General features: G+C 37.5%; 12 protein-coding genes. 8 read left to right on the top strand and 4 right to left on the bottom strand.

The annotated features are described in order from the left end of the window. Positions 1-3 precede the first annotated feature (3 nt). Positions 4-864 (bottom strand): sulfite exporter TauE/SafE family protein, encoded by an 861-nt coding sequence (locus tag AA637_RS08245; RefSeq protein ID WP_446682351.1) that lies wholly within the window; start codon positions 862-864, stop codon positions 4-6. 186 nt (positions 865-1,050) lie between these two features. Here AA637_RS08245 and AA637_RS08250 point away from each other — a divergent pair, with 186 nt between their 5' ends. Both AA637_RS08250 and AA637_RS08255 read left to right on the top strand, forming a co-directional pair. Then, complete coding sequence (locus AA637_RS08250; RefSeq protein ID WP_446682352.1) at positions 1,051-1,605, top strand: sigma-70 family RNA polymerase sigma factor; 555 nt, start codon at positions 1,051-1,053, stop codon at positions 1,603-1,605. A 2-nt stretch (positions 1,606-1,607) separates the two neighbouring features. After that, a complete protein-coding gene (locus AA637_RS08255) occupies positions 1,608-2,372 on the top strand; it encodes an anti-sigma factor domain-containing protein (protein WP_446682353.1) in 765 nt (254 codons plus the stop codon). 73 nt (positions 2,373-2,445) lie between these two features. Here AA637_RS08255 and AA637_RS08260 read toward each other — a convergent pair whose 3' ends face one another. Then, positions 2,446-2,700: a hypothetical protein gene (locus AA637_RS08260; RefSeq protein ID WP_446682354.1), complete on the bottom strand. Its 255-nt coding sequence runs from the start codon at positions 2,698-2,700 to the stop codon at positions 2,446-2,448. Beyond that, on the bottom strand, positions 2,688-3,041 hold the full coding sequence (locus tag AA637_RS08265) for a transposase (protein ID WP_446682355.1): 354 nt from the start codon (positions 3,039-3,041) through the stop codon (positions 2,688-2,690). Before AA637_RS08265 ends, AA637_RS08260 begins: the two co-directional genes overlap by 13 nt. A gap of 130 nt (positions 3,042-3,171) precedes the next feature. Here AA637_RS08265 and AA637_RS08270 point away from each other — a divergent pair, with 130 nt between their 5' ends. Genes AA637_RS08270 through glgB form a run of 3 tightly spaced genes read left to right on the top strand, consistent with a single transcriptional unit; the run spans position 3,172 to position 6,452 of the window. Further along, positions 3,172-3,939 carry an ATP-binding response regulator gene (locus AA637_RS08270; RefSeq protein ID WP_446684560.1) on the top strand — a complete coding sequence of 256 codons (768 nt, stop codon included), beginning with the start codon at positions 3,172-3,174 and terminating at the stop codon, positions 3,937-3,939. Positions 3,940-3,973: 34 nt separating this feature from the next. Then, positions 3,974-4,123, top strand: a complete 150-nt coding sequence (locus tag AA637_RS08275) for a hypothetical protein (RefSeq protein ID WP_446682356.1) — start codon at positions 3,974-3,976, stop codon at positions 4,121-4,123. 49 nt (positions 4,124-4,172) lie between these two features. Further along, a complete protein-coding gene (gene glgB / locus AA637_RS08280) occupies positions 4,173-6,452 on the top strand; it encodes a 1,4-alpha-glucan branching enzyme (protein ID WP_446682357.1) in 2,280 nt (759 codons plus the stop codon). Positions 6,453-6,574: 122 nt separating this feature from the next. Here the strand turns inward: glgB and AA637_RS08285 are convergent, their stop codons facing one another. Continuing rightward, positions 6,575-7,612, bottom strand: a complete 1,038-nt coding sequence (locus AA637_RS08285; protein WP_446682358.1) for a PstS family phosphate ABC transporter substrate-binding protein — start codon at positions 7,610-7,612, stop codon at positions 6,575-6,577. A gap of 245 nt (positions 7,613-7,857) precedes the next feature. On the opposite strand from AA637_RS08285, the gene AA637_RS08290 reads away from it, so the two are divergent. From AA637_RS08290 to AA637_RS08300, 3 genes are read left to right on the top strand one after another with little or no spacing between them, the layout of a single operon-like run. Beyond that, positions 7,858-8,997: a hypothetical protein gene (locus tag AA637_RS08290; protein WP_446682359.1), complete on the top strand. Its 1,140-nt coding sequence runs from the start codon at positions 7,858-7,860 to the stop codon at positions 8,995-8,997. Further along, on the top strand, positions 8,990-10,927 hold the full coding sequence (gene pstC, locus AA637_RS08295) for a phosphate ABC transporter permease subunit PstC (RefSeq protein ID WP_446682360.1): 1,938 nt from the start codon (positions 8,990-8,992) through the stop codon (positions 10,925-10,927). Before AA637_RS08290 ends, pstC begins: the two co-directional genes overlap by 8 nt. A gap of 35 nt (positions 10,928-10,962) precedes the next feature. Further along, a complete protein-coding gene (locus AA637_RS08300) occupies positions 10,963-11,760 on the top strand; it encodes a phosphate ABC transporter ATP-binding protein (protein WP_446682361.1) in 798 nt (265 codons plus the stop codon). Positions 11,761-11,955 lie beyond the last annotated feature (195 nt).

Here is an 11,955-nt window from a genome sequence, read left to right on the forward strand (position 1 = left end):
AAACTAAAATATAGCTAATTCTCCCACAATTAATAAACCAACAAATATAAATAGTATTCCCATGGCACGTTCTAATTTTTGTTGAGATAATTTTGTGGCAACTATTGAACCTAGCTGCGCCCCCATTAAAACCCCTGGAACGGTAAATATAACGATATTTAACACCATTTGTAATTCTTCTCCCCCTGCTTGGGCAAATTGAATAACATGACCAATGGATGCAATTAGGGCGGTGATGGCGACTATAAATACGCTAGTGGCGATCGCAACTGGACTCGGTACACGGCATCTTTGAATAAGATAAAATCCATTTAATTGACCTAATCCCGTGGATACCATGCCCAAAAATAATGCCCCTATACTTGCCAATAAACGTCCTTCAGTGCCGTTGTAGATGGTGTAATAGTATGTTTTGTTATTTTTGTCAGTAATGCAGGTTTGAAGTTCTTTTTTTTCTTGAATATTTTTTATATCCTCATCCAATAATTCTAAGGTATGTTTATCAGGGGATTTCAAAAAACTGGTGGCAATGACAAATAAACCCACTGCCAAAATTCCTTTGAGGACATCAGCAGGAATAATATTTCCAAACCATGTACCTAGTAACGCCATGGGAATACTAACCAGTAAGAGCATTCTACCCAACTTGAAATCAATTAAACTTTTGCGAATATAGGCAAACAAACCACTGGAAAAGCCAAAAACCTCGGTAATTAAACCGATACCGATGGCTACTTCTGGAGGTAACTTTAGGGCAATGAGGAATAAAGGAGTAAAAAAAGTGGCCCCCTCTACCCCCGAAGCCATGGCAATGGTAGCGATACCGATGGCAGTGGGAAACAAATACCAGTATTCTAAATTCATTGATTGTAAATCCTTTTTTCCTTGGGCTTCGTATTTTTATTAAATGTATATAGCAATCCCATTTGAGTTGTAAAATTTAAATCCCCCCCTACTGCCCTTGATAAGGGGAAAATTAAAGGTAGGTTGTTTACAAATTGTTTGGAATTACCATACATTACTCTTTTGTAAAATAATCAGTTAATCACCATGCTGTCAAATCAGACAGATGCAGAACTTTTTAAGCAATTACGTTCAGGAAATATTAATGCTTTAGGAATTTTCTATGAGCGTTATGGTGAGATTGTCTATCGTGTGGCGTTACGTATGTTGGGCAACACTCAAGAGGCGGAGGATTTAACCCAAGAGATTTTCCTTTATCTCTCGAAAAAGGGAAATTATGATGAAAATCGAGGCTCAATGGTAGTTTTTTTGGTGACAATGACTCGCTCACGGGCTATTGATAGACACAGGCAAAAAAATTCTCATCGACAACGGATTGTTAAATGGTTCAATAATTCTCCTTCTCAGGAATATGGTGGTTTGATGGATAAAGTTGCCCTTAGGGAAGTGTCACACAAGGTTAGAAATGCGATCGCCCGTTTACCCATGCAACATCAACGGGTATTAGAAATGGCTTATTTTGACGGTTTAAGCCAATCAGAAATTGCCGAGCAGTTAAATATGCCCCTTGGTACGGTGAAAACCTATAAACGCAAAGGATTATTAAAGCTCAGAGAATTATTACAGGAGTTAGTAAATTAATTATGCAAGAATTTACAGAAGAAGAAATTAGAGGGCTTTTAGCCAGTTATGTTTTGGGAGACTCTACCCCCGAAGAAACAGCTATGGTAAATGATTTATTACAATCCCACCCAGAGTTACAAGAGGAAATTGATAGCTTACAAAAAACCCTTGCCCTTTATCCTCTTGCCTTACCAGAGGTAGAATTACCAAAGGCATTGGGCGATCATATTTTAGCTCAAGCCCAACAAGAAAATCAAGTAAATCAAACCATAGTTAAAAATTCATCCTTACCCTTAAAACCTTTTCTTAGTGTCATTGGTGCTACCTTAATCGTAGTTTTGGGAGGTTATAACTATAGTCTGCAAAGGCAAATTGCCCAAATGGATAGGGAATTACAAGAATATCAAAGTGCAATCCTGAAAGAATCTGCTTTGCCGCACGCACTTTCACGCCAAGAAAATGATAATCTTGTTTCCCTCAGAGGCACAGAATCCAACCCCCAATCATCAGGAAGTTTGTTACTCAATATTGAGGCAGATACCATTATGATAACAACCCAAAATTTAGATCCCATAGAACAAAATCAGGTATATCGTCTTTGGGGAATAGTAGATGGAAAAGAAGTATATTGTGGGGAATTTAGACCAGATTCACAAGGTAATAGTTTGATAAAATTACCCTTAGATCCAAATATGGTCAATTCTTCTCAAATAGTAATCACCCTAGAAAACTCAGAAAGTGATCTAACTCCGCAAGGACAAGCCGTTATGGTCAGTAACTTATAAAGTAATAAAATCTGACCGTCAGGGTAAACACGAATAAGTTTAAGCCTTTTAGCTTTAAATTGTTTTTAAATTATCAACTATCTTTTTTTTGCAAAACTGCAGTTAAATAAACTAGATTTCCATCGACAAAACCATTGTAAGTTTTACTATTTTTTACCCCCGCAAATTCAGAAAAAACATGACGTAAAATTGTAGGTACATTCTTATTGATTTTTTCTTTTTTTAATTGATCAATTAATTCTAAAGCCTTAATTACATTAGGGGTGATATTTTGTTTTTCTACTAAAACTAAACCAGACTTAGTCAAACTTTTTTCTAATTTCTCCACTCCAAATCATTTACAGGACGTAAATCAGCCCAGGAGAACAAACCATGAGGCTTTAAAACTCTATGAACTTCTGCTAAAAATTTATCCATAGAACCGTATCCTTGAGCAATTATATCAAAGACACCTTCTTTTTTCCAGTTTTTATAATGCCAATAAATGGTAGAATCGGGAGGTAAATCCTTTGGTAAATCAGAGCCATTACAGCGATTTTTGAGTTGATAAAAGATACCATCCCAAATTTGTCTTTTAGACCACTTTGGTGGATAAGTTCTTTTTTTCTTTGGTAATAGAGGTTTAATTATTTCCCATTCTTGATCACTTAGACTGCTAGAGTAAGCCATTATTCCATTTATCAATTTGTTCCTCTCAATATTCTACTAGATACCAAATGGGTTCTATAACAGAGAGGGGTTTGAGGTAGGGATCAGAAATTGTGATTTTTATATTTCCATTGAAGATAGTGGTATTGGTATTCCAGAGGAAGATATAGAAAGGGTATTTGAGTCTTTTACTCAACAAAATGGGCAAAATAATCGTAAATATGGTGGCACGGGATTGGGGCTGACAATTACCAAAAAGCTGGTTGATATGCTTGATGGCAAAATGGAGGTGTCTAGTACGGTGGGCATTGGTAGTATTTTTACGGCTACTTTTCCTTTGGTGAGTTGTGCGCTGGAGTCTCCTTCTCCTTGTGTATCTTTTCCTGATTATAATTTGGAACAGTTTGAGCCTTTAACTATTTTGGTGACGGATGATGTGGCTTCTAATTTGGAGTTGATTAAAGGATTTTTTCATAGTACTCTCCATCATCTTATTTTTGCAAGGAATGGTCAAGAGGCGATCGCCAATACCCTGCGATATAAACCTCAACTAATGCTCTTAGATCTAAAAATGCCTGTGTTAGATGGTATTGAAGTGGTGAAATTTTTGAAAAATAACCCTAGTACCGAAAATATTCCCATTATTATCGTCACCGCATCACCCCACGCAGAAAGTATAAAAGAAATTGCATCCTCAATATTCGCGTTACTCCCTAAACCCCTTAGCCGTGGCAATATTGTGGAAATTCTCAAAAAATTATTCCATGAAAATAAATCTCTCAAAAGTACCTATTTTGCCATTCCCAAACCGAAAATCAAAAATCTACCAAACCTAGACCATGGGCAACGGGCAGAAATGGTCAACACCCTGATTAACAACTACCTACCCCTATGGGAAAAAGAAAGCCCAGAGAACTAAAATAACCGCTTATATTAGGGAATTTGCCCAAAATTTGACCAAAGAAGCCAAAAAGTATAATTATCAACCTCTATGGGACTATAGCCACCATTTACAAGAACAAGTAAACTCCTTTGAAATTGATTTATTAGAGCAAACTCTCAATGATTTCCCTCATTTAATCGAATCAATCCAGAAAAACTAGGTATCATGATGACAACATATAAAAAAACCCTTTAACTGAATAAGATTAAATGCCTAGCAATATTACCAGTCAGCAAGTAGAACAAATTGTTCATAATCTACATAATGATCCCTTTGAAATATTGGGTATTCACCTTCTTTCCGAGGAGGACGATAAAAAAACCTATGTGATTAGGGCTTATTTACCCAAAGCATCCGAAGCCTATGTTATCGCCCCAGAGCTTAGGGAAGAGTATAAGATGCGATCGCACCATCATCCCAACTTTTTTGAGTGTGAAATAGAAGCCCACGAACTAAACAACTACCAACTAAAAATTAGACAAGGAGATCAAGAAAAAGTAGTCTACGATCCCTATCAATTCAAATCTAGCACCATCACCGACTACGACTTATACCTATTCCAAGAAGGAAACCACCATCGCATCTACGAAAAACTAGGCGCCCACGTCATGGAACAAAATGGCGTAAAAGGTGTTTACTTCGCCGTGTGGGCGCCCAATGCCCGTAACGTTTCTATCCTCGGAGACTTCAACAGTTGGGACGGTAGAGAACATCAAATGCGTAAAATTAATAATATCGTCTGGGAACTATTTATCCCCGAATTAGACTTCGGCACCCACTACAAATACGAAATCAAAAACTGGGAAGGGCATATTTACGAAAAATCAGACCCCTTCGGCTTTGCCCAAGAAGTAAGACCAAAAACCGCCTCCATCGTTGCCGACTTAGACTCCTACCAATGGAATGACCAAGACTGGCTAGAAAAGCGCCGTAATACAGACCCCCTCACCCAACCCATCTCCGTCTATGAACTCCATATCGGCTCATGGTTGCATACCTCAAAAGAACAACTCCCCAAAAACTACGGCAAACAAACCGAAGTTGTCACCGCCTCCGATGCCAAACCCGATGCCCGTTTCCTCACCTACTATGAATTAGCAGAAAGCCTCATTCCCTATATCAAACAATTAGGATACACCCACATCGAACTATTACCCATCGCCGAACACCCCTTCGATGGCTCATGGGGTTATCAAGTAACAGGATACTACGCCCCCACCTCCCGTTATGGCTCCCCCGAAGACTTGATGTATTTTATTGATCAATGTCACCTCAACGGCATCGGCGTAATTGTTGATTGGGTACCAGGACATTTTCCCAAAGATGGTCATGGACTCGCCTTTTTCGATGGTACCCATTTATTTGAACATGGAGATCCTAGAAAAGGAGAACATAAAGGTTGGGGTACATTAGTATTTGACTACGGACGAAATGAAGTACGTAACTTCCTTGTTGCTAACGCCTTATTTTGGTTTGATAAATACCACATTGACGGAATCAGAGTTGATGCGGTTGCTTCCATGCTTTACCTCGACTATGACCGAGAAAATGGTGAATGGGTAGCCAATGATTATGGGGGTAGGGAAAACATCGAAGCCGTGGAATTTTTACGACAGGTCAACGGAACTATTTTTAACTACTTCCCAGGTATCCTTTCCATTGCCGAAGAATCAACCTCTTGGGCTATGGTATCCCGTCCCCCCTACATGGGCGGTTTGGGCTTCAATATGAAGTGGAACATGGGCTGGATGCACGATATGCTCGACTATTTCGCCATGGATCCTTGGTTCCGCCAATTTCATCAAAATAGCATCACCTTCAGTATGTGGTATCACCACACGGAAAACTATATGTTGGCCTTATCCCATGATGAAATTGTCCACGGTAAGAGCAATATTATAGGTAAGGTACCGGGAGACGAGTGGCAAAAGTTTGCTAACATCCGTAGTTTGTTTACTTATATGTTTGCACACCCCGGCAAGAAAACCATGTTTATGAGCATGGAGTTTGGGCAATGGACGGAATGGAATGTCTGGAAGGATTTAGAATGGCACCTCCTCAATTATCAATCCCATGGACAATTGAAAGGGTTTTTTAGTAACCTTAACGCTATTTATAAGGCTGAACCCGCACTGTATGAAAGGGATTTTGAAGAAGAAGGTTTCCAGTGGATTGACTGTAGTGATAGTCGCCATAGTGTGGTTTCTTTTATTCGTCGTGCCAAGGATTCTGCTGATTTTATCCTTGTGGTTTGTAACTTTACTCCCCAACCCCATAGCCATTATCGTGTAGGAGTGCCAGAAGCTGGATTTTATAGCGAAATTTTTAACAGTGATTCTAAGGATTATGGCGGTAGTAATATGGGTAATTTAGGCGGAAAATGGACTGATGAATGGTTTTTCCATGATTATCCCCACTCCCTTGATTTATGTTTACCTCCCCTCGGTGTGCTGATGCTCAAGTTAAATCGTGATAAGTCTCCAAATTAGTAGTTTTATGGGTAGGAAAAACCTACCCAATATGGAATTTTACTATTTTTTAATGGTTAAAGGGCTTTTTAATGGTTAAAGGGCGATCGCCTATTATCCTCTGAAAAAAAATGTATTAACAATTAAAGTACCTCATCCAACTTAACTCCAATGGTAGAAATCTTTTCAAAAACAGAACCAGTAGTCATGTTCTGCAACCTACTTTTCGCCCTATCATAAACCGAAGCCGATAATTCAATTTGTCCAGCTTCCCTAACTAATTCAGCATTTTCTTGGGTTAAGTAAAAATCAACAAAAGCCTTTACCTCTGGACGTTCAAGGGAAGTTGTTTTAACATAAATAAATAGAGGACGAGCCAGGGGTTGATAAATACCTGCCTCCACACTGGCAACACTAGGCTCAATACAACCATCTCCACCATCATTAGAATCTTCATTATCCAATGCTACCGCCCTAAGTTGATCTAAATTTTCGTCTAGGTAAGATAAACCAAAATAACCGATACCACCGACATCACTACTCACCCCTTGCACAATGACATTATCATCTTCCGTCGCCGTAATATCTCCCCTACTCAAGCCCTCCTCACCGTTGACAGCTTCAGTAAAATAATCAAAAGTACCAGAATCAGTACCAGGAGCATATAAACTCAAAGGTACATCGGGAAATCCTTCCCTCACTTGACTCCAATTATTAATTACCCCCTGAGATTCAGGACTCCATATAGTCTGCAATTCATCAGCGGTAAGACAAACAGCCCAGTCATTTTCTTTATTAACCACCACCGAGAGGGCATCAAAGGCAACGGGTAATTCGATAAATTCCACCCCATTTTGATTACATTGTTCTATTTCTTCTGCTTTGATAGGCCGTGAAGCGTTAGAAATATCCGTTTCTCCTGCGCAAAATTTACTCAATCCTCCCCCGCTGCCAGAAATACCGATAGCAATACGCACATTAGGATTATCTCCCTCAAACTCCTCACTGACTATCTCGGTAATAGGATAAACCGTCGATGAACCATCAATGGCAATGTCACCCGTTAAACCACTACTACCACTCACCGAAGAGTCGTTGGCACATCCAGCTAATCCAGCGGCAAAGATTAAAGAGACGGTCAAACCACTTCTTAATAAACTATTACTGTTATTAATAATCATAATATTCTGTATATTTGTCAATATATATTTAACTAATAATTCCCCTTTCTAATAAAACATAAAATCATCCATAATAAATTAACAGAAGGTTAAGATAATAGCTATATTATCTCCGTAAAAATACTGAATAATGTTTTTTTATGGTTATTAAGTTAAGAAAACATTAAGACAAATAAAGTTGAAAAAAAGCAGTTTATTTTTTACAATAAACCTATGTAAATAAATGAGCAATTCTGCTAAATGATATGCCCCCTAAATCGAATATCGTGGAGAGGAAAAATATTCTAGCCGAGTTACCCCTTGATAATTATCGAGTTGAGGTAAACGTTTTAACTAATCTAGTTGAGAATCATCTTTTAGCAAATCCTACTCTTTCAGGATTTTTTGTAGTAGAGGGTAGAGAAATTTTAGGGGTTATACCCAGACAAAAATTTTTTGAAATCATGAGTCGGGAATATGCTAGAGACATCTATGCTAAACGCCCCATTAAATTATTTCTAAACAACTATGATTATCAATCTTTAAAAATAGATATTTCTACGGAAATAAATGAGGCCGTACAAAAGGCATTAACTCGCCCTCCGAAACAAATTTATAGTCCTATTGTGGTGACAGAAAATGGTAATGAAGTGGGAATGTTGGAATTAAGTTCTTTGATTTTGGCTCAAGCCCAGATGTTTTCTAGTATTAATGAAACGTTAGTTTCTCAAGAAAAAGATTTGAGGCGTTATGCTCAAAAAATAGAACGAGAAAAAGAGAAGGTGAAAGAATATTCTCAACAGTTAGAAGAACAACAAGTTAATCTAAAAACCAGTAATAGTCTCTTAAAAACTCAAACTCAAAAGTTAGAGTTACAAAAGGAGGAGTTATCCAAACAAAGTAAAGAGATAAATCTTCTCAATCAGAGTTTTAATGAATTAGGTTCGTTACTTTCTAAAAAGGGTAAAACTACTTTTAATTCCCTTGAGAATAGTATCAAATCAATTATTGAGTTTACTTCAGAAGTTGCTCAGATTTGTGATAGTTTTCGAGAAAAATTTAAGGGTATCGATAAAAGTACTTTCTTAATTGAAAGAATTAGTAAAAAAGTAGATAATTTATCTCATCAAGTTGCCATTATTTCAGCTAGTTTACCTGCTGATAATAGTCGTTCTAGCTCTTTTAATATCATTGCAGATGAAATTGCGGCTTTAGGAAATCAAATCACTGAGGCAAATACTACTATTAATAGTATGGCACAACAGTTAAAGCCAGAAATCAAATTTTTGCTAAAAATTTCTGAAAAAAATAAAACTGTAGTTAAAAAACTAGAGCGTGATTCCCTCGGTACTCAATCAGCTTTAAGCTCTCTCGAAAATTTAATAGAAAAGGGGAAACATGATTAAACAAGTTGATTATAAAAAAAGTTTTAGTGTTGATAATTTTCCTAGTATTATTTCAGAATTTATTATCACTATTTTGGGTTTCATTCCCATTTTTATTACCTTTGGTATTGTGGGTATTTTCCTTTTTGAAACTTGGGAGTTTTTTAGGGAAGTATCTATTTTTGAATTTTTAACTAGCACCGAATGGACTCCTAATTTCTCCAATCCCCAATTTGGCATAATTGTTTTACTTGCAGGAACTTTTTTGGTGACTGTTATTGCTTTGTTGGTGGCTATTCCCATCGGCATTTTGGGTGCTGTTTATCTGTCGGAGTATGCCCCTAAAAATATGAAAAGGTTTCTAAAAATAGCGATGGAATCTTTGGGGGGTATTCCTGGGGTTGTTTATGGTTATTTTGCGTTGCTTTTTCTCACTCCTTTGTTAAGAAATACTCTGTTTCCTGATATGGGGGGCTTTAATGCTTTGAGTGCGGGAATTTGCGTGGGGATTTTGATTATTCCGATTATTTCTTCTCTCACCGAAGATGCTTTGAGTATAATTTCTGATGATTTACGTAATTCTGCCTACGCCCTGGGTTTTACCCGTTTGGAAATGATTTATAAGGTTTTGTTGCCTTTGGCTTATCCTGCTATCCTTTCTTCTTTTACTTTGGCTACTTCTGTAGCACTGGGTGAGACAATGATAGTTGCGATCGCATCTGGGCAAAGACCAAATTTAACGCTAAATCCCTTAGAATCTATAGAAACAATTACTTCATTTATTATTAAAGTAAGTTTAGGTTCGGTTCAATTTGAATCTCTTTTATTTAAAACTATTTTTACATTAGGTTTTCTTTTATTTGTAATTACTTTTAGTCTCAATAGCATTAGTTATTGGCTACAAAATAAATCAGAAAAGCAACTATTTTCTTTTAGTAAAAGTGTTACTAAATTAGCTCAAGAAGAATTGACAAATGCCAACGTCGATGTAAATTCTATTCCTTCTTTTTATCCTTCTGCCAATAGTGAAAAAAGTAAAAAAAGGCAACCCATTCTTAACCCCGATTTAGATGCACCCATTTCCAATGTTCGGCTATGGTGCGATCGCATTTTTACCATCTTGGCATTTTTAGGAGCAAGTTTTGGTATTGTCTTTATCACCATCTTTTTATGGAATTTATCTCAGACAGGGTTAGAAAAAATCAACTGGGCATTTTTAACTAGCTTTGCATCCCGCCGTGCGGAAGACTCGGGAATATTATCAGCCCTAGTAGGTAGCCTGTGGCTGTTTATCTTATCCCTAGTGATGGTAATTCCCTTGGGGGTAGGTAGTGCCATTTACCTAGAAGAATATCGTAAAAATAAACGCATTGATAACATTCTCGAAATCAGCATCGCCAACCTTGCCTCCATTCCCTCCATTCTTTATGGCTTATTGGGTTTAGAGATTTTTGTGCGCTGGATGCGCCCTATCACAGGAGGCCCCACCATTCTATCAGGGGCGTTGGTGTTAACGGTAATGAGTTTACCCACCCTCATCATTGCCAGTCGTAGTGCCATAAAAAGCAGTAGTAAACGCCTAAGAAGTGGGGGTTATGCCCTAGGAATGTCCAAACAACAGGTATTAAGGAAACTTATTCTTCCTTCTGCCCTCCCCGGAATTTTAACAGGAGTAATCCTTTCTCAAACCAGAGCATTAGCCGAAACTGCTGCCCTCATTGGAGTTGGGGTTGCCGCTTCCGTGCGTTTTTTACCCCCCTTATCTTGGGAAGGATTACAGAGTAGTTATACAACCCTACCAGTACAAATATTTAACTGGTTACAAAATCCTAGTGCAGAGGTGCAACAGTTAGCGGCTGCAGCCACCATTGTTTTAGTAGTAATTTTGATTGTTTTAAACTTGTTCTCGGTACTTATTCGAGAGTATTTTAACAATATTCAACGTAATTAATATCTTAATTAAATTAATAGCAAAAGAGAGGATTTATGGAAAATTTAAACAGTATTATCACCGTCCAAAACTTATCTGTCTATCATGAAAATATACCTTTATTATTAGGGGTAAATTTAGAGATTGCTGAAAACAAAGTAACAGGCATTATTGGTCGCTCAGGCTCTGGAAAAAGTATGTTATTAAGATGTTTTAATCGTCTTAATGACTTAATGGAAGGTATTCGGGTTGAGGGAAAAGTTTATTTTCGGAATCAAAATATTTATACCTCCCAAATTCAACCCATTCAGCTTAGACGCCGCATTGGCATGGTATTTCAACGCCCTACCCCTTTTCCTACTTCCATTTATGAAAATATTGCCATGGGGTTAAAAGTCAATGGTTTCCGTCAAAATCTTGATGAAATTGTCGAAGATTCCCTCAAACGGGTGGGATTATGGCAAGAAGTGAAAAACAATCTCCGTAAAAATGCCATGCTATTATCGGGAGGGCAAAAGCAACGATTGTGTATTGCAAGGGCGATCGCCCTTCAACCAGAAGTGATATTATTAGATGAACCATGTTCAGCATTAGACCCCATTTCTACCTTAGAAATAGAAAACTTGATCTATGAGCTAAAAGATGACTATACCATCATCATGAGCGCCCATGACCTCAAACAAATAGCTAGGGTATGCGATGACGTGATTTACCTTGACGTAAGAGACAATCAACTGGGGCAAAGAGTCGGTTTTGTACTCGAACAAAATTCTGTAGAAAAAATCTTCCTTAGCCCAGAGCAATCACAAACCCGTAACTATACCCGTGGTGTTATGCTTGAAGTAGATTCATAATACAAACACATCACTACAAGGGGTATAAAACTTATTCTTGTTCAATTTAGTTGTTTTACTTTTGGTAGTAAATAGGCAATGGTAATCTAATCATATTTTGAACATTAAGCCCCATTGTAGTTTTACCATGTTTCATATGGTAGTTAACTTAATTTGGTCAAGTTTTATGATGATTATTTTTATTGGATTTTTTTT

The organism is Cyanobacterium sp. HL-69 (assembly GCA_002813895.1).
Taxonomy (GTDB): Bacteria; Cyanobacteriota; Cyanobacteriia; order Cyanobacteriales; family Cyanobacteriaceae; genus Cyanobacterium.

What these genes read in the sequence shown, in the direction of transcription:
- AA637_RS08245 (WP_446682351.1), bottom strand. Translation starts at nt 864, where the DNA reads ATGAATTTAGAATACTGGTATTTGTTTCCCACTGCCATCGGTATCGCT.
- AA637_RS08250 (WP_446682352.1), top strand. Translation starts at nt 1,051, where the DNA reads ATGCTGTCAAATCAGACAGATGCAGAACTTTTTAAGCAATTACGTTCA.
- AA637_RS08255 (WP_446682353.1), top strand. Translation starts at nt 1,608, where the DNA reads ATGCAAGAATTTACAGAAGAAGAAATTAGAGGGCTTTTAGCCAGTTAT.
- AA637_RS08265 (WP_446682355.1), bottom strand. Translation starts at nt 3,041, where the DNA reads ATGGCTTACTCTAGCAGTCTAAGTGATCAAGAATGGGAAATAATTAAA.
- glgB (WP_446682357.1), top strand. Translation starts at nt 4,173, where the DNA reads ATGCCTAGCAATATTACCAGTCAGCAAGTAGAACAAATTGTTCATAAT.
- AA637_RS08285 (WP_446682358.1), bottom strand. Translation starts at nt 7,612, where the DNA reads ATGATTATTAATAACAGTAATAGTTTATTAAGAAGTGGTTTGACCGTC.
- AA637_RS08290 (WP_446682359.1), top strand. Translation starts at nt 7,858, where the DNA reads ATGCCCCCTAAATCGAATATCGTGGAGAGGAAAAATATTCTAGCCGAG.
- pstC (WP_446682360.1), top strand. Translation starts at nt 8,990, where the DNA reads ATGATTAAACAAGTTGATTATAAAAAAAGTTTTAGTGTTGATAATTTT.
- AA637_RS08300 (WP_446682361.1), top strand. Translation starts at nt 10,963, where the DNA reads ATGGAAAATTTAAACAGTATTATCACCGTCCAAAACTTATCTGTCTAT.